Genomic DNA, 21,252 nt, shown 5'->3' on the forward strand with positions numbered 1-21,252 from the left:
GTCCCAAACAGCCGCCGCAGAGGCCTCTGTATCGCTCGCAGCAGCGTACGGGCCGCCAGAATCGCAGCCGCCAGCAGAACCAGCGCAATCGAAGCCGCGACCACCGGATGGTGAGTCGCGAACCACGTCAACCCAACCGCCGCAACATCTTCGGTCGAGCTCAACGCAATATTCGAAACCGGCTCCGGACTAGGCGTAACCGCCGCACGCAAAGCCGTCTTCGACCCATGCGCCGCCAACGCCACTGCCGCTCCAATGGCGGTCGCCAGCACCTGCATCTGCGGCGAAAGCTGCGAGCTTGCGTGATACGCCACCAGCGCCGCAATCGGAATTCGAATCACCGTATGCAGCGCGTTCCAGATCATATCGAACGCAGGAATCTTATCCGCCACAAACTCGATCGCAAACATGATCCCGCACACCACCAGCACCCAGGTGTGCCCCAACGAGTCCAGTCCAGGAGGCAACGCCACCCACTGCGTACGCGCCAGCAGCCCCAGCGTCAGCACCGTGGCATAGATGTTCAGCCCAGCCGCAAAGCTGGCCGCAATCACAAGCGCCGTAATGTTCGCCGGGCTGAAGCTCATTTGGCTGAAAGTGTACCCTCTCTCGAAAGAGACCGTGCACTTTTATTATTTGGCAGAAAGCTCTATCGCCGCACCGCGCGCTTGATCTGCGCGTACTGCAACAGGATGAAGCTATCGGTCATACCGGCGATGTAGTCGGCTACGACGCGCGCCAGACCCTGCTTCTCGACCGACTCGAAGTGGTTCACCGGCAGCTCCTCGGGATCGTTGATCCAGTAGTCGAACAGCGCCGTGACCACCTCCTCCGCCTTATCATGCTCATGTTCAAGCGCCCGGCAGGTGTAGAGAGTGTCGTAGAGGTACTGTTTCTCCTGCAGACGCTGAGCCTCAACCTCAGGCGAAAACAACGCCAGCCGGCTCGGATGCCTGCGGATATCGGCAAGCGATTCAGCCCCTATTGCATGCGTGTTGAGAGCAGTATTTTCAATCAGGTCATCGGTAAGGACGTTCTGCATCAACTGCAATGCTTCGTTGAACAGGAACTTCTCATCGACTCCAGCATGCTCCCGCTCCACGGTCTTGTAACAGCGCGCAACAATATCCACATGTTCGCAGATGTGGCCGATCTCAAGCAGCCCCGACTCGACGCCATCATCGAGATCTGCCGTCAGGTAGGCGATCTCGTCGGCCAGATCGATCAACTGCGCCTCCAGCGGGGGACGCTGTTCGAGCAGTAAGCCCGTCAGATCGGGATGCTTCTCGATACTGTAGTCACGCGAGTGTTTGATGATACCCTCGCGAACGCCCAGCGTCAGGTTCAACCCACGATGAGCCGCATATCGCAGCTCAAAGTGGTCGACGATGCGCAGAGCATGAATATTATGGTCGAACCCGCGGCCATGGCGCTTCAGGCACTTGTCGAGCGCTCGCTCCCCGGCGTGTCCGAACGGCGGGTGGCCGATGTCATGGACCAGCGCCAGGGTCTCCGCCAGATCTTCCTGAAGTCCCAGCGCTGCTGCCGCCGCTCTGGCGATCTGTGCAACCTCAATGGTGTGGGTAAGGCGGCTGCGAAAGTGGTCCGAAGCGCGGCTGGTGAACACCTGCGTCTTCCCTGCCAGCCGACGGAAGGCTCTGGCCTGCACAATCCGCTCCCGATCCCGCTGAAACGGAGTCCGCGACGGCCGAAAAGGTGCCGGATACACACGTGTGAGCAGCAGGTCGCCCGGATCGGCAACGACCGCGCAGTGATGGAGCTCGAGGGACATGGTCTACTCCAGTGTAAACGGCAGAGGCCCCTCGAGATCTCTCGAAGGGCCTCTGGTCGAACTGCTTATCTACTGTTTGACCGGTGCGGTTCCACCCTTCGCCAGCTTCACGCGAGCGTTCTCGAGCTTGTGCTGCACCTTCGCCACATCCATTGGGTCAGCATCCGCCGGCAGGGATCGGGAATACTCCGTCATCGACCTCTCCCACTGGGCTACCGCCATCTTCAGGTTCCCGGTCTTCTCATAGACCTCCCCCAAGTGGTCGTGAACCGTAGGATCCGTGTTAATCCTCTCATTCGCCTTGCGCAAATTTTCTTCAGCCAGCGCATATTGACCCGACTTGTAGTAAGCCCACCCAAGCGAATCCAGGAAAGCACCATTCTGCGGGTCGAGCTCAACTGCCTTCCGAATCATCGTCAACGCCTCAGGAAGCCGAACGCCACGATCTGCCAGCATGTAGCCAAGATAGTTGAGAACGGTTGCGTTCTGTGGATCGATCGCCAGCGCCTTCCGGAACTCGGCTTCGGCCAGATCGTACTGCTTCTGCCGGTCGTAAAGCGCGCCGCGCAGAAACGCTACATAAAGCCTCTCATCCGGCTTCGTCGCCAGCGCATCAGCGCTCGTCAGCTCAACAGAAGCCTCCTGGTAACGTTTCAGGCGTGTATAAATCTGGGCCAAAGCCAGATGCGAATCACGTTCATCCGGTGTCCCCTTTGTCGCCAGCAGCTGCGCATTCGCCAACGCAATGCCTTGCTCAGCCGAACCGGTATCGGCAAGCTGCCCGGCATACATCAACTGAATCCCATGATCGTTCGGCATCACCTTCGCGATCTCAGCAGCAGTTGCAGTAGCTTCCTTCCACTCATGGGCATCACGATAGGCGTCAATCTGGCCCTGATAGCCACTCTTGACGTAATCACCGCCAAGAGAAACCAGTTGTTTGTATGCAGCGACAGCGTCTACAGTCTTGTTTTCCTCGCGGTAGATGATAGCCAGGCGGTCTAGAAAGATTGAACGGTTCGCCTTCTCCCCATCGGTATACTTCCCGTCGGGATGCGCAGAATCTGCCACTAGCTTGGATAAAACTCCAGTCGCATCGTCATATCTACCCAACGAGTCATAGATAAGAGCCTCGTTGTAAGTAAGCTCCAGCGAGTCTGGAGCTAAAGGTTTAGCTTTTTCCAATGTCTTCAGGGCATCGTCATAGTGCCCTTGTCTCCGCTCAATCTCGGAGATGTGGATTTGCGATTGAGCATCCTGCGGCTCGGCAGCGACGATGCCATTCAGCACCTTAAGCGCCTCATCAAGCTGACCATCCGCCAGCAAAGCATTTGCGAGACCCCGCTCGGTGTCCAGGTTGTCAGGCTCAAGATCCAAGGCCCGATGATAGGCGGCAATCGCATCTTTATTCTTCTTCAGTTGTTCATAGCTTGCTCCTAGAGCAAATTCGACGCGAGGTGAACGATCATCAACCGGCACGGCATTGAGCACATCGGCAGCACGTTTTGGATCTCCCTGCTCGCTGTAAAGTCGCGCCATGTTGAGCGCAACTTCTTCCGAATTTGCGTCAATGCCTTGTGCTGCCTTGAACTGCGCCTCCGCTTTGCCGGAGTCATGATTCAAACCGTAAAGCTGGCCCAGGAGTAGATGCGCCTCTACATCGTTCGGTTTTAGCTGCGCGAGTTTCTCGTATTCTGTGATCGCCAGTTGAAGCATTTGGCCGGACTGTGGGGTCTGCATATCGCCCAGCGACCGAAGATAGACCTTTCCCAGCAACGTATGCGCTTCAATATCATCGGGATTCTTCCCCACCTGATCTTGCGCAGCTGTTACGGCCTCCCGAATACGACCAATCTTAAAGTAAAGGTCAGCTAGACCATCTTGCAGAAGACGTGAATTTGGATCGGCATCGAGAGCCAATTTGTACTGCTCCACCGCTTGTGTGGCGTAATCTGACCGTCCAGCATTAACTGCCATATCTTCATATAGTCGCGCTAACCCATAGTGATAGTAAGAAGAGGCTCGATCAACCTGTACTGAAGTCACTGAACTCTTCGCAGTATCTGGTGTTTGAGCGACCAATGTATGAGCTATAAAGAAAAACGCTGCAACGGGAATCAAACGGGAGTAACGAAGAGAGGAGGCACGTAAGAGAGGTGTCATGATGTAGTTTCCTGTGCCGAGGGAATGGAAGCCAAAGCGATGCAACTAGACACTGGTTAGACGGTACCGCCGACCGATTGGATGCAGGGTGGCACAGACCAGCCATTTTGACAGCATGGCGGTGATTATATCCACGTTTGAAACAAAATCGGAGGATTATCCATGACGGAAGTGCCTGACGCCTGTGAATGCCATAGCGATACCCAATCGATCGGCAGCCTCAACGACCTCGGCATCCCGCACTGAGCCGCCCGGTTGAATTACCGCTGTAGCCCCCGCTTTTGCAACAACCTCTAACCCGTCAGCGAAGGGGAAAAAGGCATCAGAGGCGGCTACTGTACCGTTTAGCGGTAGTACAGCTTTCATGGCACCAAAACGTGCTGCATCCACTCGACTCATCTGGCCTGCCCCAATACCGACTGTCTGACCATGTCCATTGCTAAAACGAGCGTAGACAATTGCATTTGATTTGACGTGCTTGCACACCCGCCATGCAAAGAGGAGCGCACGCGACTCCTCTGCGGTAGGGTTGCGCTTAGAGACGATCTTGAGCTCCCCTGCTTTGATACGCAGTTGGTCGGCATTCTGTACCAACAATCCGCCTGAAACCTGCTTCAAAATACGTCGTGTCTCGGCAGGTAAAATTTCGATTAGGCGGAGATTCTTCTTCGTCGCAAAACGTTCCAGTGCCTCTGCAGTAAAAGAAGGTGCCACAATCGCTTCGACGAATAGCTTGGCGATTTCATCCGCTGCGGCAGCATCCACCTCGCGATTGATACCAATTACACCGCCAAATGCCGATACTGGATCAGACTCAAGCGCCCGCTGGTAGGCTTCAACTACAGTTGCGCCAGTAGAAGCTCCGCAGGGGTTTGTATGTTTTATGATGACAACCGCAGGTTCATCGAACTCGCTTACTAGCTCCCAACAGGCATCAAGATCCACGATGTTGTTGTAGCTAAGCTCCTTACCTTGTAACTGTCTGGCATTCGCTATACCGTTTTTGCTACCGTCCGTGTAGAGAGCGGCTTTCTGATGAGGGTTTTCCCCATAACGAAGAGTCTTGAGGATCGGTTGGATGACACGAATTGTTGGCGGTAGCTGCTCTTGCGAAAAGGCAGCCTTGCCACCAGGAGTTTCGATGCTTTCCAGTGCTGTCGCTATACCGGCATCGTAAGCTGCTGTGACAGCGAAAGCCTTCTTGGCGAGAGTCCAACGTGTTGAATGGCTCAAGCTGCCAGAGTTTGCAGCCATCTCATCTGCCAATCGTGCGTAGTCCGTACCCGATGTCACGATCGCGACATCCGCGAAGTTTTTCGCCGCCGATCGCACCATCGAAGGTCCACCTATATCAATATTTTCGATAATGTCAGCAAAGGCAACTCCGGGACGATTGGCTGTGTTCTCAAACGCATAAAGGTTCACCACGACCATATCGATTGGCTCGATATGGTGTTCGGCTACAGAGGTCAGGTGTTCCGCATTGTCGCGAATGTGCAATATTCCTCCATGAACCTTTGGATGGAGCGTCTTCACGCGACCATCGAGCATCTCGGGAAATCCAGTCAGATCGCTAATATCACGCACCTGCAGGCCGGCTTCGCGTAGCGTACGAGCAGTTCCGCCCGTCGAAACCAGATCGACATCGAACGAAGCTAGGATTCGAGCGAAATCAACAAGCCCAGTCTTATCGGTCACTGACAGTAAAGCGCGGCGAATCTGACGAAGATCAGTAGAAACAGCTGAGGAATCAATATCGTGTTCAATCATCACCTGACTATTCTAAGCCAGCGGAAGCTAAGTCACACCTTTAGAGTAAGGCGGTTCCTGTGAGCGAACTTACTTGAACGATTTCGTGTGAGGAGCACCAACGTTTTAGAGCATTGGCAATATTTTCGACGGCACGGGGATCTGCGTAGCTGGCCGTCCCAACTTGCACTGCCGTGGCTCCTGCCATCATGAACTCCACTGCATCTTCGGCCCTCACGATTCCTCCCATGCCGACGATTGGAATGGTCACGTTCTTTGAAACCTCGTGTACCATTCGCACTGCAATCGGCTTAATCGCGGGTCCAGAGAGTCCTCCGGTGACGTTGGCTATACGAGGCAGCCTTGTCTCGACATCGATGGCAAGAGAGACAAAGGTATTGACGAGTGAAACCGAATCCGCTCCACCGTCGGCTGCAACGCGGGCCATCAATCCGATGTCGGTGACATTAGGGGAAAGCTTGACCATAAGAGGTCGGCGAGCGACTGCCTTGCACCGCGCAACCAGCTCCCAAAGCTGAGGTGGATCAGTGCCGAAGACCATACCTCCATGACTCGTATTGGGGCAACTTGCATTTAGCTCATACATCGCGATGCCAGGTGCATCATTCAAAGCCTGAATGACCTCAAGACAATCTTCGATGGTAAAACCGAATACATTTGCAATAATGACTGCACCCTTAACTTTCCTCAGTTTAGGAAGCTTTTCGGCGATAAAAGCTCTAACTCCCATATTCTGCAGTCCAATAGCATTCATCATCCCTGCAGACGTTTCTATAATCCGCGGAGCGGGATTACCTGCCATTGGTTCGCGTGACAACCCTTTGGTAACAAATCCTCCAATACGCTCCAAGGAGACAATATCCTCGAACTCAACTCCGTAGCCAAAAGTTCCGCTTGCGGCAATCACAGGTGATGCAAATTCAACCCCTGCCACGGTTACTCGCATATCAGGATCTTTACTTCGTTTAGAGGCGTTCACTCTTCCTCTTTCCTTCCAGTTGTTCTCGCGCATCTGCCCTGATCACTGTAGTCAGCACCGAGACAAACTTTCGCATATTCCTAAGGGTAACTTCATTTTGCTGCGATTGCGCGGTCTTATCCCCGTTTCCCAGCGAAGACGCTAAAATGTATAGTGATGATCGATCTTGCATTTGTGCGGGCGAACCTGCCCCTCGTAGAAGAAAAATTACGTGCACGTGGAATGGACCCCTCCACTGCGCTAGGTAACTTCACAGATATCGACCGCAAACGCCGCGAAGCCATTACTCAAGTAGAAACACTTAAAGCCCAGCGCAACAGGCTGACGGACGAGATTGCAAAGCTAAAGCGCGAAGGTGCCGACACCACCTCGCAGGCTTATCAAACACGATCTCTTAAGTCTGAGGCGGAGTATCTCGAATCGGCTGCAGCAGTCTCCGACTCGCGCCTGCGTGAGATTTTACAGGCTCTCCCCAATCTTCCCCAGGATGACGTTCCTACTGGCAAGTCGGCCGAAGAAAATCGTGAAGAAAAGACCTGGGGTGACAAACATTCCTTCGAATTCACCGCCAAACCTCACTGGGAGCTTGGCGAGTCGCTAGGAATTCTAGACTTCAACCGCGCTGCCAAGATCTCTGGCTCGCGCTTTGTCGTCCACTTTGGTCAGGGGGCAAGGCTGGAGCGTGCTCTCGCAAACTATATGCTCGACCTTCATACCAAAGAGCATGGCTATACCGAGGTTCTCCCGCCTTACATGGTCAATTCGAAGTCACTCTTTGGCACTGGCCAGTTACCCAAGTTCGCCGAAGACCTCTTTCATTGCGATGACAAAGGCAGCTACGAGCCCGGAGTCTATCAGGAGAACGACCACTGGCTCATCCCCACCGCTGAGGTGCCCGTTACAAACCTTTTTCGCGATGAGACTCTGGACGAATCACAGCTTCCGATATCCTTCTGCGCTTACACTCCATGTTTCCGCTCTGAGGCAGGATCCTACGGTAAGGATGTTCGCGGCATGATTCGACAGCATCAGTTTCAGAAGGTCGAATTAGTAAAGTTTGTACGTCCGGAAGATTCGGGTGTCGAACACGAACGCCTTACCCGGCATGCAGAGACCGTGCTCGAACGCCTCGGTCTGCCCTATCGGCGCATGCTGTTATGTGCTGGGGATATGGGGTTTTCTGCATCCAAGACTTATGATCTGGAAGTCTGGCTACCCGGCCAAAGCCTCTATCGAGAAATCTCTTCCTGTTCGAACTTTGGGTCATTCCAGGCTCGCAGGGCAAATATTCGCTATCGCCCGGCCGGAGCAAAAAAGAGTGAATTTCTTCACACGCTTAACGGTAGCGGTCTTGCCGTAGGCCGCACCTATCTTGCAATCTTGGAAAACTATCAGCAAGCAGATGGCACCATACGGATCCCAGCGGTGTTAGTTCCTTATATGAACGGCGATACTGTCATTCGCAAACAACAGGGCAGGAGCTAATCCATGTTCAAACTAATTCGAAACTACATCTTTTGGGCTTATGAGCGGGGTAGCTTCCATTATGACGTTATGGTGACAGCCATTCTAGTCTTCATGTTTGTCTCACCATACTTCATCGACTTCAAGGACAAACCTGTTGAGACTGTTGCGCTACATGCGAGCGAGGTGTTGGTTCGAGAAGCTGGAAGCTCTGGAGGAAGCAGCCGTTTCATCTACCAGGTTCGGGCAGATGATATGAGCGGCGCGAGTACGGATTCTGAGCGCAAAGCTTCAATCCTACGTGTAATTGAACCGATCTCGGGGGAGGTATCCTTGGAACGGTACGAAGCTGTTCGTGATACCCAAGGCAAAATCATCGCTTACAACGCCTGGGTCCTACGCTAAACATCTTGACGCATAAGGCATCTAACAAATGGGAGCACCTGATTATGACCACCCTAAGACGCATCGCGACCTTACTCATCTTATCGTCAGTCGTTTCAGGGCTCGCTATATCCTCCGCATTTGCACAACCAAAGCCGGGCCATCTGGATGAAGTATTACGGCAGATGGATGCAGCGAGCCTGAAGTTCCAGTCGACGGAGGCCAGTTTTCAGTGGGATCTCTACGAGAAGGTTGTGCAGCAGACGACCACGCAGAAAGGTACCATCTACTTCAAAAAAGAAGGGCCTGTAACTGTAATGGGAGTGAAGATGGTTTCTCCCTCTCTCAAGATTATCGAATTCAAGAATGGGCTACTTCGACTCTACGATCCTTCTATCGATCATCTGACGGTCGTTGATGCAACAAAAAATAAAGCTCAGCTAGAAAGTTTTCTGACAGTAGGCTTCGGTGGCAGCGGAAAAGATCTCGCAAAGGCATGGACAATCTCGGACTTAGGAGATGAGATAGTCAACGGCGTGCAAACAGCAAAGCTGGATTTAGTTCCCAAAGATCCCGCACTTCGCAACAATTGCACTCACATGACCATCTGGGTTGACCCTGTGCGCGGAATCGAATTGAAACAAAGCCTTTATCTACCTTCAGAAGACTATAGAACCGCTGTTTACAACAATATCAAATACAACCAGGGCGTCGACACCAAGCCGTATCAGATAAAAACCGACGGCAAGACCACTACCGATTCACACTAAGATGCTTTAGCCTTGACTGGCGCTATTACGACATCGATTATGCATCGAGCAAGAAATGGCCGTCGCGCATAATTTGCTCTTCGCCATCCGCGTCTCCAAGCCAAATGCTGAACTCCAGACCGACCACATCGATGTGAGTAGATGATTTCCATGGAGCTCCAGTGTGAGCCCCGTACGGATCTCCGAAGGCGATGTGGATCCCCGGGAACTTTTCGTCTTGAAGAATGTTACCTATGACGCGATCAACGCCGATGTTCGTGCCGATGGCAAACTCACCGACACGGTCGGAGTTCTCGTCAGTGTGAGTGTAGGTCCAGAAGTCTCGCTCCAAATCTTTGTTCTCGCTGGAGACTTTAGTAATGCGGTTTCCTTCGATATTAATAGTCAACGGCTGTGCACGTAGGATCCCATAGCGCGCACAAAGATAATCGCCAACAACGCCGTCAACCACAAAAACACCGTTCACCTCGCCGGGTGCTGTAAAACACTCGCCGCCAGGAAGATTACCCCACTTTTCAGTGGAGATAATTCCAGAGGTCTTAAACCATCGATAGTCAGGATTGAACTGGGCATGAATGTCCGTACCCGCTGGGGTTGTAGCGCGAACGTATGTGGCGACACGGACCTTATCAAGGACCGCTTGTGAGAGGCGATCAATAGCGAGGAAGTCGGCGCGCATTCCTTGGGTCATGATTTCAGGGGTGATGTTGACCATGTGTGCGTGGCGCATACGGCGGCGATTGACAACGTCTGTCATCTGCATGCGACTGCGGAGTTCGTTCGGCTGGACTTCAACTGCAAAAATGCTGACCTGCGAAGTCTCCATATCAGCAAGGATTGCCGCAGGAAGATCAGTGAGAGGTCGCGGCGAGAGGGCTTCGAGGACGAAAGCATTCCAGGTGCAGCCGATGCGCTCTAGTTCGGCGACGAGAGAGGCCGCAATGGTGAGGCAGCGCTCGTCGGTGATGAGAGTGACCTTCTCGTTGGGCTGGACGCGCAGGCAGGTGGTGACCGCGTTACGAGCGCCTGGTGTGAACTCTGCTGGGAAGGCGGTGGCGCGAAGGTCTGGTGCTGTCTGTATTGCTTGATCCATCATGGGTGCGGCCTTCCGAGTAAAACTTCTCTCTAAGATAGCTTGTTACCGCTGCCTTACAGGAGGAAAAGGAATCTCTCTTAGCGGGAGTGGCCATCCGATAGAGCCCTACCCCATCGTTTCTGTTCTAAAGTATTCCATCGTTGAGACTTAGGTTTGGACTTGGTTTTGCCCCGTTGCGTTAGGTCTTGAAGATGTTATGGAGTTTTGTAGAGTCTTCATTTTCTATGAACTGTCGGTAAAAAAGAAACCCCGACGCCTGTCGGGGTTTCCATTTATAGGACTGTGTTAATTATATCGGGTTCGGACGGGTGGTGTGCCACCCGAATCTGCTTGTCTGGCAAGGGGATTTGTAGCTTAGGGCTTGACAGGATGTTTAAGGCGTCTGGTTGGCAGTAGCGAAGAATGGAGGCGGTAGTGATAACGCATCACCGAGGCAAAAGGCAACAAACGCAGATTCCCTTCGGGAATGACAACAGCAAAATAAATGGTGGGATTCCTCGCTGCGCTTAGAGGCCGGCGCGGGTTTCTGCGGCCATGTAGTCGACTACGGATTTGAGGCTGCCGGTTTCGTGGAAGACCTTGAGCTGGCGATCGGCACCGGTGCCTTGCGCAAGCATGGTGTGAATGTAGTTGAGCTCGTTGCGACTGCCTAGCTCGTCTACGACGTCGTCGATGAATGCAAGATATTCGAGGATGAGCTCTCGGACAGGAACTTCGGTTTGTTTGCCAAAGTCGATCATCTTGCCGTCGATGCCGTAGCGAACGGCGCGGAATTTGTTTTCCATGAGCAGCGCGCGGGAGTACTGGCGATAGTCGATGTTCTTTGAGTGTAGGTGCCAGAGTTTGCATGCTGTAGCCTGAATTAGTGCCGCGATGGCAATTGACTCTTGCGCACGGAGGGGAATATCGCAAATGCGGACCTCGACAGTATCGAAGAAAGGATGAGGACGTACATCCCACCAAATTTTTTTTGCATTGTCGATCGAGTTGGTCTTGATAAGTAGGTTGACGTAGCTCTCAAACTCCGAGTAGCTGGCGAAACTATCGGGGAGATTAGTGCGAGGAAAGTTTTCAAAGACCTTGGCGCGGTAGCTCTTGTAGCCCGTCTCCATTCCTAGCCAAAAGGGGGAGTTAGTGGAGAGGGCGAGGATGTGAGGAAGGAAGTAGCGAAGCGAGTTCATGATGCGGATGGCGGCTTCGCGGTCTTCAATGCCGACGTGTACGTGGAGGCCGAAGATGAGGTTGGCTCGGGCAACGAGCTGGAGGTCTTCGACAACCTGAGCATAGCGGGGGTCAGGGTAGATTTCCTGAACGCGCCAGTCAGCAAAAGGATGCGTGGCTCCGGCGATGAGCAGAAGGTTGTGCTCTTCGGCTAACGCGATCATGTTGCGGCGGAGATCGAAGAGATCCTCTTGCGCTACCTGAATGTTGCTGCAGATGCGAGTGCCTACTTCGATGACGGACTGATGCATCTCGGCCTTGACGCGCTCTTCGAGGCGGAGCTTGCCCTTAGCGAGCATTTCAGTCGCAATGTGCGAGCGTAGATCGCGGGTTTCGGGGTCTACTGTCTGGTACTCCTCTTCGATGCCTAGCGTGAAGGATGGCCGCATACACTCTCCTGTTTTCAGTTTGAGTGAGAAGCGTATCATCCGGGGCTTTTTAAGGGTGAAGGGTTCTTGAAGTGGGCTTTGTAAGAACGAGGCTGCACTCGCGAACAGCCTCGTTCGCCGGCTTTGTCAGGCCGTCAGCGCGGCTCGGTATAGTTCTGGGCGTAAGCATTCTCAACTCCGGGCAGAATCTCCAGGATGGAGAAGTAGCGGTCCCAAAAGGGCGTTTCGCGCAGCTCTTAGACCAAAAGCTCTGCTAGTGATCATCAAAGGCATTGTGGACGGGCCGGCGAACGCAAAGAGAGAGATGCCGAAGGTCTAGAGTCTCGTGTAAGACGAGCTATGTTCGGGTATCTCTCCGCAGATTGGGTCAGCAGCAGCCCGCCAGTGGAGGGGCGGTCAAGGAGCTTTCTTGGCGGATTTCTTTGTGGCTGTCTTTTTAACTGCCTTTGCCGGGGCTTTTTTCGGTGACGCTTTCGTGGCTGTCACAGCGGCAGGTTGCTTTGTCGCCGGACCGGCGAGGAAAGAGCCCCAGTTCAACTGCTTCTGGAGCGTGCTGGCGAATTGCGCTTTCTTTACGGCGAGGTTTGCGACTTTGTCGACGATCCACTCGAAACTTTCTTTGCCGACGGAGTGGAGGTCCGCGTCAGGTGCGGGGTTCATGAAGTCGATGGCGTAGGGGATGCCATCTTCTACTGCGAACTCTACAGTATTGAGGTCGTAGCCGAGGGCTTTGCATAGGGTTAGGGCATCTTTTTCGACGCGCTTGAGGAGCTTCTTATCGTACTCAGGTGGGTCGAGGACGTAGCGCTGCTCATGCGGGCGGCGCGGGTCGTAGGGCATAATTCGGACGTCGGCCTGACCTACAACGTAACAGCGGAAGTACTCTTTGAAGTTGACTGCGGCCTGAAGGGTCATGCAAAGGTCGCGGGTCTGGTCGTAGGCGTGGAAGAACTCGTCGCGGTTGTGAACGTGAAAGACATCGCGCCAACCACCGCCATCATGTGGCTTGAGAAAGGCCGGGAAACCTACATAGTCGAAGATTCCGTCCCAGTCGAGGGGAAACTGAAGATTTCGAAGTGAGCGCTCGTTAATTTGTGGAGGAAACCTCTTATGGGGCAAAAGGACGGTCTTTGGGACAGCCACGCCTAACTTCGCAGCCAGAGCATAGTTGAAGAACTTATCGTCCGCCGACCACCAAAAAGGATTGTTGATGATCTGTGTGCCGGTAAGGGCAGCGTTCTTGAGAAATGCTCGGTAGAAAGGCATGTCGTGGGAGATACGATCGACGATGACGGCGTAGCCTGAGGGCGCGGCCATTTGAACTCCACCTACGCAGACGAACTCAGCCCGAATGCCCTCGATCTCCATTCCGTTGATGCGATCGACCAACGCACCGGGAAAGGTATTTTCCATTCCGAACAGGACACCGATCTTCTTCACTGAATCCTCCATAGAAGGTTATTAGGTGAGTTTTGCTTGCGAACTAGAGATAAGTCTGCAACATTCTCTGCCACCAAGGCCAGTCATGGCCTGTGTTATCGCCCCAAACGTCGAGACGGCAGGGAATATTTTTATTGTGAAAGATCTGTGCCATTCGTTCGTTGTCGTTCCAACATTGATCATGCACACCTGTTGCGAGGACATAAGTGTTACGACGGTAACGATCGAGATACCAAGGGTCGCCGATATTGGGGAGATAGTGCATGGGGATATTGAAGTAGCAGTCGTCATCGTAGTAACCGCGGAGAAAGTTGGAAGGATCAAACGCTCCACTCATAGAAAGCATGCCAGTGAAAATATCGGGATGCCGAAGGGCAGTATTCATAGCATGATAGCCGCCAAAGCTAGTGCCGATGGCACCTAGACCGGAGTACTGATTCAACTGGCGGATAAGAGGTACCACCTCCTTGATGATGTAGTTGTCATACTGCAATTGGCGAGCTATGCGCCAGCGTGGTGGAACATCACGGTTGTACCAGCTTTCTCCGTCGACCGAGTCGACGCAATAGAGCTGGAGGTGGCCGTGCTCGAGCTTGTCCTGAACGGTGCTGACCATTTGGCGGTCTTCAAACTCGTAGAAGCGGCCGCAGGACGTGGGGAAGACGATTGCGGGATAGCCTGCGTGTCCGAAGGCAAGCAGTTCCATATCACGCCCAAGAGAGGGTGAGAACCATTTGTGGTATTCGCGTTTCATCGAGCTCCCTCTGCTAGTCTGATGCAATCGTATTTTATTGGAGAAGCTTCTTCAGCATTGAAACAATTATCGCCATCCCAATCCATTCCGGCGCTTGAGACTCTTGAGTGCAAAACTACTTCTGCGAACTCGCCCGCAGGCGAGATGAGTGAGCATATCGCAAACGATCTCGATTCCAATCCGAGATATATTGTGCGCGAATTTCACTCGGAGATTTTGCCTGACGACCGCGCAGTGTCGGTGTATCTGCCTCCTCAGTACCTGCAGCAGGAAGAACGCCGCTTCCCTGTTTTTTACCTGCAGGATGGGCAAAACTTGTTTGACGGGCGCACTTCTTATCTCGCGGGACAAACCTGGAATGCTCATACCACAGCCGACCGGCTCACGTTGGACGGTGAGATCGAGCCTGTGATCCTAGTAGGGGTTGCCAATACGGGGCTTCGTCGAATGGCGGAGTACACGCCGACGCGTGACTTCAAGATGGGTGGTGGCGAAGGCCGCAACTATGGGAGACTGCTGGTCGAGGAGCTGAAGCCGCTAATCGACAACTCCTACCGCACGTTACGAGGGGCGAAAGACACAGGCCTTGGCGGGTCTTCTTTAGGAGGATTGATCTCGCTTTATGTTGGCTTTACATGTCCAGAGGTGTTCGGAAAGCTGGCAGCGATGTCGCCTTCGCTCTGGTGGAATCAGCGCAGTGTTGTTCGCATGCTCGACTTGCGCAGCTCAAAGCCTGAATTGCGTATCTGGCTGGATATAGGGACAGCAGAGGGAGCGCGTCATGTGCGGGATGCGGATTTACTAGAGCGTGTGTTAGTGAAGCACGGCTGGAAGGCTGGGAAAGACTTTGTTTATATGAAGGATCCTGATGGCGTCCACGATGAAAATGCCTGGTCGGCACGCTTTGGGGATGTATTGCGGTTCCTCTTTCCGCCCGTTTAAGGGAGTTTCGCTTCTCCGTTGCGAAAAGCTGTGTTTTCAGCCATACTTAGATGTTGGGTAATATATCTAAGGTCCCTGTTCAGAGAAAGATTCGACAGCGCGGCTATGTCACCCAAACCAAAAATGTTCTGAAAGGCAATGCCAGTGTTGATGATCCGTTTGGCGCGCGTTGGAGCGCGTAAGCAACCGCACTACCGTATCGTTGTTATTGAAAAAGACCGCGCCCGTAACGGCCGGTCGGTCGAGGTTGTCGGCACCTACAATCCGCGTACAAACCCTGCGACGGTTGACCTAAAGCGTGACCGTATTGACTACTGGACTGGCAATGGAGCGCAATTGTCGGAGCGCGTTGGAAAGCTGATGGCGCATAAGCCATCAGAAGCTGTAGCCGTCGCCTAAGGGTCACTGGTCGATGCTATCTTTGGGCATAAGATGTTGGTTCCCAAAGATAGCTGACACAGTATGTTCCAAGTGCTTCGCACTGCACACCTTTTGACGTAGACTCCTTGGTATTGCACAGTCGCATGCAGTTGGCCTTGCAAAAGCAGAGAGCCCAGGGTGTACAGCCTTGGACGCTCTGCGACCGATGATTTGCTCGTTGCAGCACTTTTTCAAAGATCTCGCATTAGACGAGACAGAGGGAAAGAGCTTGAGCGTTTCATCGTGACTCCCAGACCCAGAAGGTGTGTGATGACCCAGGCAACTCAGTTTCCTGCAGGGGAAAACCCTGTAAAGAACATGACAGACCTTGTAGCGGAGATAGCCCGTGCCTTGGTAGACGACCCAGACAGTGTCTCGGTCGAGGCCATACAAGATGGCGAAAGCACCGCGATTCGTTTGCGGGTTGCCACCAGTGATGTAGGCAAAGTGATAGGCAAACAGGGTCGAACAGCACGTTCTATGAGAACGATCCTGAGTGCAGCCAGCATGAAGCTGAAGCATCGTTTTTCATTAGACATCGTGGAACACGACCCGCCAGCCGCGCCCTAGAGTACTGATCACGCACACACTTGCTGGGCTCATGCGTTGGTTTAAATTTTTCTATATGACGCAAAATGCTCCAGCCTGGATTGTGTTAGCTCATCTGCTTCGACCGCAAGGTCGCAAAGGCGAGCTGCTGGCAGAACTGTTTACTGACTTTCCTGAACGGTTCGAGGATCAGACTAGAGTGTTCCTCGCCCCTTCAGGCTTTGCAGGGGGGGAGGCAGAAGCTCGTCTCGCTGAAATCGTGGAGTTCTGGCTGCCCGTAGGGAAGAATGAGGGTCGCGTCGTGCTGCAGTTTGCAGATGTTCTCACTATCTCTGATGCGCAGTTGATCGCAGGCATGGATGTGCTTGTGCCACGGGAGGAGAGGCTTCCGTTGGACGACGACTCGGTTTACATAAGCGAGTTGGTAGGCTGCACGGTGTTTGACGGCATAGTTCCCGTTGGCATCATAGACAACGTACAATTTGCCACCACCGCTGATGGAGTTCGGCGTCTGAGCGATGCTGCTCCGCTGCTGGAGGTGACGTCGGTGGCTGGTGAGGAGATTTTAATTCCTTTTGTGAAGGCGTTTCTGATTGAAGTGGATACGCAAGCGAAACGCATTGAGATGAAGCTGCCCGAAGGTTTGGTCGAGGTAAATAAAAACTCTAATGGCAAGAGTTAGTTCCAAGTTAGAGCCAAAACCTAGAAAATACCGCTAGAAGTGGTAGGCCACGCCTATTGAAACAATTGGATAGACGGGAACTTTCTTTAGATCTTCGTTGAGGATTTGGATCTCCTGTCTGAGGCTGGTCTGCGCCTCTGGGTTCTTCATAAAACTGACACAACCTTCACTTGTGCAGGCGGTTCCACTCAGATTGACGTCAATGGTGGCTGCCCCTGTATATGCGACTCCAAACTCAACGGGGACTGTGAGGTGATGATTGTCACGCGGCAGAGTATTCCCGAAGCCAAGCAACAGCATAGGTGAAAGATTATGCGGATAGATGACGGACATGGTGCCGTGAACAGGATCATCAACGCTATTGAGAAAGCTTTGGTCGCCGAGCGTAAAGTTCTTCCCTGCGGGGACCGTGGCAACCGATGACACGGTGTTTCGAGAATAAAGAACACCAGGACTGATGTGAAAGGTGTGACCTGTAGGAAACCAATCGAGAGTGGTCTGCGAGGATTTGAAGTGCAAACTTGCGTTGTAGTTCACCCCATCGATGCCAAAGGGGTAGGCGAAAGTTAAGTAGCTGATACCAGAACGGATATTGAAGCATCGGAGTAGTGGTGTCGCCAGCTCTATGCCAGCTCCTAAAGTACTGCCTTTGACACTAACGGCTACTGTACGGAACGGGTTCTGTGACGGCAGTCTCTTTGCAGAATGAGTTGTCAGGCTGTTGCGTATCAACCCTTCATTACTGGATGAATCACGGGCTGACTTGGTAGGCTCTGAGATCGAGAGACTATTTGTGGTCGTGGGTATCGTGAGAGCGAGTTGCGGCGCTATTGAATCCGGCAATATCTGATCCTGCGCCTCGGCAGTAAAACCAAAAGATACTGACAGCAGAAACAGTAGCGCGATAAGTTTTAGCTGCAGCATATCAAGGCTCTTGCGGCCTGCCGCGATGATCTGAAAGACGATAGATACACTGGTCATCCCTGTAAGATTTTCGTTTGAAATCAGTCTGGTGGTTCTACAACTTCCAAGTGATATGGTGCAATCTGGAAGTCATAAACAACCGACCGCACCTCACTTATCGTCTATGCGTTTTGATATCATCACGATCTTTCCCGACTTTTTCTCAGGTCCCTTTGACTTTGGGATTCTTAAACGCGCCCGTATTGCAGGTCTTGTCGATATTGCTACTTATGACTTGCGCAGCTTCACGCACGACCGCCATCGAACGGTAGACGACCGCCCGTTTGGCGGAGGTGAAGGCATGGTGCTAAAGGCGCAACCAATCTATGAAGCAATGCAGTCAATAAATGTTTCTCCGAAAGAATCGCGAGAAAGACAGAAGGAGACGGTGATTCTTTTGTCAGCTCAAGGACAGCCATTTACTCAATCGTTGGCTCATGAGTTATCTAAGACGGAGAGAGTTATCATTTTGTGCGGACGCTATGAAGGAATCGACGAGCGGGTCAATGAACTTCTGTGTGACCGCGAAGTTTCGATTGGAGATTACGTCTTATCAGGTGGAGAGCTTGCAGCGGCAGTAATTGTGGATGCCGTGGTTCGACTGCTGCCCGGGGCGCTTGGGAATCCCGACTCTTCGCGATTCGAAAGCTTTGGCGCAAAGGAGGTCCACTCCGAAAGTGTTGACCGCGCTGGGGCACCGCGATCAACTTATGGAGCAGGAGGATTGTTGGACTATCCCCATTACACGCGACCCGCTGATTTCTTGGGAATGACAATTCCGGAGGCATTAGCTGGAGGTAACCACGAGACAATCCGGCGGTGGCGTCGCAGAATGGCGTTGAAGAAGACTCTTCAAAACCGCCCTGATCTGTTAGAGAGGATCGAGATCACCGACGAAGACCGGGAAATTCTTGCGGAGTTGCGCGAATGCGGAGAATAATAAGATTAGGCTAGTTAACGGGTTTCTGGCCTGCGATTCCTCCGGAAAGTGAAGATTTCGTGTACACTAAAGGTCGAGTCCAACATAGGAAAGTTGTGTCATGTCCATTCATCCCATTATGCAGAAACTGGCCGCTAAATTAGAGCGGACCGATCTACCCGCGTTCGCCCCTGGCGATACAGTTCGAGTTCAAGTAAAGATTCGTGAAGGCGAGAAAGAGCGTCTGCAGGCTTTTGAAGGCATGGTGATAGCGTGCCGTAAGGGAGCGCAGGGATCCTTCACTGTTCGAAAGATGAGCTTCGGCCAAGGCGTCGAGCGTATCTTTCCATACAACTCTAAGGTTGTCGACAAAGTGGAAAAGGTACGTTCCTACGAGGTTCGTCGTTCGAAGCTATTCTACCTCCGTGGTCTGCGAGGCAAGGCCGCTCGTCTGCGCGAGGTTGAGCGCGCCACCACGAAGTAAGCATTCTGTTCCTGTTTTCCACTAAAGCCACGACTTCGGTCGTGGCTTTGCTTTGCCTGATGGTTATACACTCAGGCTTGAAGAGCATGGCTTCGACTCCCTCCATACGTGCGACCCGTAAGGTTACAGCAGCTACAGCAAAACAACGCATGCTCAAGCAACTGGTGTGCAGCGACGCGCCAGAGCAAGCTCTGCGGTATCACGGATTTCAACGGATCGCGGGAGTAGACGAAGTAGGTCGAGGTGCATTGTTTGGCCCCGTAGTTGCCGCCGCAGTGATTCTACCCAAGTCTTTGGAGGAGTTATCGAACGCAGGTCTGAAAGATTCGAAACAGATGACTCGGGAGGAGCGAGAGTCGCTCAACCAGCAGATACGCGCGATGGCAATGGCAGTGTGCGTAGCCGAAGTCGACGCAGAGACGATCGACCGCATAAATATCTATCAGGCAACTCGCCTGGCAATGCTCGCAGCGGTGCAGGGGTTGACGGTTGCTCCAGATCATTTGTTGATCGATGCCATGATACTCGATCATCCTTGCCGGCAAACAAAGCTTATCTACGGAGATGCCCTGAGTCTTTCTATTGCGGCTGCTTCCGTCATCGCGAAGGTACATCGCGATGCATTGATGAGAGAGCTGGACGCAATTCATCCTGGATACGGGCTGGCATCGCATAAAGGATATGGAACCCCGGAACATCGGCGAGCGCTGGCGGAAATAGGACCGTGTGCGCTGCATCGTAGGAGTTTTGCGCCAGTTCGCGGAGTTGATCCTGAAGCAGCACTTGAGCAGGTTATAAGCGCTGAACTTCTATTTGAAGATGCAGATCTGGACGCGAACTTAAAGCAAGCTGAGTGGGCATGAAGTTCGTTCCGTGCGTTGCCCCCAGACTGTCTGATAAAGAGCCAATCAAGGGTGAGCTTGCGGGAAGCCGCAAGGGCTATCAGGCTCGGCGTTACTTTTCCAATCAGGATTTGTCTCCCAGTCGCTCGGCAGATTAGGCGGTCTATAGGTTGGGTCGACGGCCAGTTTCTTCCAAACAGTTTCGTGAACATTGGAGTTAGGCGGAATTGATCGAGAGGCTCCAAGCGGGATTCGCCACTTCTTTCTTTGAGTCTTTGCGTCATAATACGAGTGCGGGAAAATCTCTAGAATCCACCACGGCAGAGTGAGTGAATTATGTTCGCGCTGGGCCGGATTTGGGGGAATCTCCGATGTGTTGGGGGTCCTGGAAAGAATTTGATTCGCGTGATCGGGATTAACGAGCAATCCCAGTGAGATGGCTTCACAAAGCATCCACTGCAAAGTGATCTGTGAGAGACCAGCCTCGGCACTGGGGTAGGAGCCTCCGATATCGGAGTGCACACCCGAGAACCATACCTGCTTGATGCTCTGACCGGGAAAGGGTGTTCCCCACAAATTACTTTGGAAGTAGCAACGGCGCTCGTCGATAGAGATGGCGTGCCGTCCATTGAGCATGTCTGGATTGCGTCCAGTGTAGGGAAGCTTCAGAGGGTCCCATATCCAGCCGACGGAGCTGACCGTATCCCACACCCCGACTAGGTGCAAAGGACAAGGTCGGCAGAAAGTCGCTTTGAATCCTTCTGCTACGAGAAAGGTATGAGTCATACCGTCGGCTTTACGACTTCGTTTGGCGTACATCTTTACGACGTAGGGAATAAGACCGTCATTGCCAGGACAGAGGAGACCGAACATTTGAAGGACACCTGCGATGGCGCGGGCAGTATATGCTCCTCGACTGAATCCGAAGAGAAACACGGCATCTCCCTGTTCATAGACGTCCATCAGATAGCGATAAGCATCGGCGACATTGGCCAGAAGACCCGCACCGAAGGCAAGGCCTGCAACAATGGACACGGCCGCACTCAGCTTGTTAGTCGAGGTAGGAGAACCTTCGGTTCCGACGCCGGGATGATAGTAGCCAACCTGACGCTTACCGTCGATCAGGAGAGCCTGGTAGAGCTTGACTACATTGGAGTTGTTATCGCCGTAGGCATTGCCGGTGCCGTCACAGCAGATGACGATATTCTTCGCCATGCAATATGCTCCTG

The 21,252-nt window shown here is 53.0% G+C and carries 22 protein-coding genes; 10 read left to right on the forward strand and 12 right to left on the reverse strand.

Annotated features, from left to right (window positions below; genetic code table 11):
• The 5 genes from GSQ94_RS17070 to GSQ94_RS17090 form a co-directional block, all read right to left on the reverse strand.
• Window positions 1-587 (reverse strand): DUF4126 domain-containing protein (locus tag GSQ94_RS17070; protein WP_158945245.1); only part of this gene is annotated, 587 nt, incomplete at its 3' end.
• 62 nt (window positions 588-649) lie between these two features.
• Entirely contained in the window at window positions 650-1,792 is a 1,143-nt protein-coding gene (gene dgt / locus GSQ94_RS17075) for a dGTP triphosphohydrolase (protein ID WP_158945068.1), read from the reverse strand.
• A gap of 69 nt (window positions 1,793-1,861) precedes the next feature.
• Complete coding sequence (locus GSQ94_RS17080) at window positions 1,862-3,769, reverse strand: tetratricopeptide repeat protein (RefSeq protein ID WP_254063942.1); 1,908 nt, start codon at window positions 3,767-3,769, stop codon at window positions 1,862-1,864.
• A 342-nt stretch (window positions 3,770-4,111) separates the two neighbouring features.
• Window positions 4,112-5,725 carry a bifunctional phosphoribosylaminoimidazolecarboxamide formyltransferase/IMP cyclohydrolase gene (purH, locus tag GSQ94_RS17085; RefSeq protein WP_158945070.1) on the reverse strand — a complete coding sequence of 538 codons (1,614 nt, stop codon included), beginning with the start codon at window positions 5,723-5,725 and terminating at the stop codon, window positions 4,112-4,114.
• A 40-nt stretch (window positions 5,726-5,765) separates the two neighbouring features.
• The gene (locus tag GSQ94_RS17090; protein WP_254063943.1) at window positions 5,766-6,737 is read right to left on the reverse strand and encodes a dihydroorotate dehydrogenase; all 972 of its coding nucleotides are present in this window, start codon (window positions 6,735-6,737) and stop codon (window positions 5,766-5,768) included.
• A 123-nt stretch (window positions 6,738-6,860) separates the two neighbouring features.
• Between GSQ94_RS17090 and serS the strand changes: the two genes are divergently transcribed.
• Genes serS through GSQ94_RS17105 form a run of 3 tightly spaced genes read left to right on the forward strand, consistent with a single transcriptional unit; the run spans window position 6,861 to window position 9,322 of the window.
• Window positions 6,861-8,189 (forward strand): serine--tRNA ligase, encoded by a 1,329-nt coding sequence (gene serS, locus GSQ94_RS17095; protein ID WP_158945071.1) that lies wholly within the window; start codon window positions 6,861-6,863, stop codon window positions 8,187-8,189.
• Between the two features lie 3 nt (window positions 8,190-8,192).
• On the forward strand, window positions 8,193-8,573 hold the full coding sequence (locus GSQ94_RS17100) for a hypothetical protein (protein WP_158945072.1): 381 nt from the start codon (window positions 8,193-8,195) through the stop codon (window positions 8,571-8,573).
• Window positions 8,574-8,617: 44 nt separating this feature from the next.
• Window positions 8,618-9,322, forward strand: a complete 705-nt coding sequence (locus GSQ94_RS17105) for an outer membrane lipoprotein-sorting protein (protein WP_158945073.1) — start codon at window positions 8,618-8,620, stop codon at window positions 9,320-9,322.
• Between the two features lie 37 nt (window positions 9,323-9,359).
• Here the strand turns inward: GSQ94_RS17105 and GSQ94_RS17110 are convergent, their stop codons facing one another.
• From GSQ94_RS17110 to GSQ94_RS17130, 5 genes are all read right to left on the reverse strand, one after another.
• Window positions 9,360-10,418 carry an aminopeptidase gene (locus GSQ94_RS17110; RefSeq protein WP_158945074.1) on the reverse strand — a complete coding sequence of 353 codons (1,059 nt, stop codon included), beginning with the start codon at window positions 10,416-10,418 and terminating at the stop codon, window positions 9,360-9,362.
• Between the two features lie 506 nt (window positions 10,419-10,924).
• Entirely contained in the window at window positions 10,925-12,028 is a 1,104-nt protein-coding gene (locus GSQ94_RS17115; RefSeq protein ID WP_158945075.1) for a carboxylate-amine ligase, read from the reverse strand.
• 134 nt (window positions 12,029-12,162) lie between these two features.
• Complete coding sequence (locus GSQ94_RS21910; RefSeq protein WP_216843125.1) at window positions 12,163-12,261, reverse strand: darcynin family protein; 99 nt, start codon at window positions 12,259-12,261, stop codon at window positions 12,163-12,165.
• Between the two features lie 163 nt (window positions 12,262-12,424).
• The gene (locus GSQ94_RS17125; RefSeq protein ID WP_158945076.1) at window positions 12,425-13,468 is read right to left on the reverse strand and encodes a RimK family alpha-L-glutamate ligase; all 1,044 of its coding nucleotides are present in this window, start codon (window positions 13,466-13,468) and stop codon (window positions 12,425-12,427) included.
• Between the two features lie 43 nt (window positions 13,469-13,511).
• The gene (locus GSQ94_RS17130; RefSeq protein WP_158945077.1) at window positions 13,512-14,222 is read right to left on the reverse strand and encodes an esterase family protein; all 711 of its coding nucleotides are present in this window, start codon (window positions 14,220-14,222) and stop codon (window positions 13,512-13,514) included.
• Window positions 14,223-14,366: 144 nt separating this feature from the next.
• Here GSQ94_RS17130 and GSQ94_RS17135 point away from each other — a divergent pair, with 144 nt between their 5' ends.
• The 4 genes from GSQ94_RS17135 (at window position 14,367) to rimM (ending at window position 16,815) form a co-directional block, all read left to right on the forward strand.
• A complete protein-coding gene (locus GSQ94_RS17135) occupies window positions 14,367-15,164 on the forward strand; it encodes an alpha/beta hydrolase (RefSeq protein ID WP_158945078.1) in 798 nt (265 codons plus the stop codon).
• 150 nt (window positions 15,165-15,314) lie between these two features.
• Window positions 15,315-15,563 carry a 30S ribosomal protein S16 gene (rpsP, locus tag GSQ94_RS17140; protein ID WP_158945247.1) on the forward strand — a complete coding sequence of 83 codons (249 nt, stop codon included), beginning with the start codon at window positions 15,315-15,317 and terminating at the stop codon, window positions 15,561-15,563.
• A gap of 291 nt (window positions 15,564-15,854) precedes the next feature.
• Window positions 15,855-16,154, forward strand: coding sequence for a KH domain-containing protein (locus GSQ94_RS17145; protein WP_158945079.1), 300 nt, complete (start codon window positions 15,855-15,857; stop codon window positions 16,152-16,154).
• Window positions 16,155-16,185: 31 nt separating this feature from the next.
• Complete coding sequence (gene rimM, locus GSQ94_RS17150; RefSeq protein ID WP_254063944.1) at window positions 16,186-16,815, forward strand: ribosome maturation factor RimM; 630 nt, start codon at window positions 16,186-16,188, stop codon at window positions 16,813-16,815.
• 33 nt (window positions 16,816-16,848) lie between these two features.
• Here rimM and GSQ94_RS17155 read toward each other — a convergent pair whose 3' ends face one another.
• Window positions 16,849-17,796: a hypothetical protein gene (locus GSQ94_RS17155; RefSeq protein ID WP_158945080.1), complete on the reverse strand. Its 948-nt coding sequence runs from the start codon at window positions 17,794-17,796 to the stop codon at window positions 16,849-16,851.
• Between the two features lie 106 nt (window positions 17,797-17,902).
• Here GSQ94_RS17155 and trmD point away from each other — a divergent pair, with 106 nt between their 5' ends.
• From trmD to GSQ94_RS17170, 3 genes are all read left to right on the forward strand, one after another.
• Window positions 17,903-18,718, forward strand: coding sequence for a tRNA (guanosine(37)-N1)-methyltransferase TrmD (gene trmD / locus GSQ94_RS17160; protein WP_158945081.1), 816 nt, complete (start codon window positions 17,903-17,905; stop codon window positions 18,716-18,718).
• Between the two features lie 100 nt (window positions 18,719-18,818).
• Entirely contained in the window at window positions 18,819-19,181 is a 363-nt protein-coding gene (rplS, locus tag GSQ94_RS17165) for a 50S ribosomal protein L19 (protein ID WP_158945082.1), read from the forward strand.
• A gap of 86 nt (window positions 19,182-19,267) precedes the next feature.
• Window positions 19,268-20,044, forward strand: coding sequence for a ribonuclease HII (locus tag GSQ94_RS17170; RefSeq protein ID WP_158945083.1), 777 nt, complete (start codon window positions 19,268-19,270; stop codon window positions 20,042-20,044).
• Window positions 20,045-20,089: 45 nt separating this feature from the next.
• Here GSQ94_RS17170 and GSQ94_RS17175 read toward each other — a convergent pair whose 3' ends face one another.
• A complete protein-coding gene (locus GSQ94_RS17175) occupies window positions 20,090-21,238 on the reverse strand; it encodes a DUF2235 domain-containing protein (RefSeq protein ID WP_158945084.1) in 1,149 nt (382 codons plus the stop codon).
• Window positions 21,239-21,252: the final 14 nt, after the last annotated feature.

It is taken from the genome of Granulicella sp. S190, from assembly GCF_009766095.1.
GTDB lineage: Bacteria > Acidobacteriota > Terriglobia > Terriglobales > Acidobacteriaceae > Edaphobacter.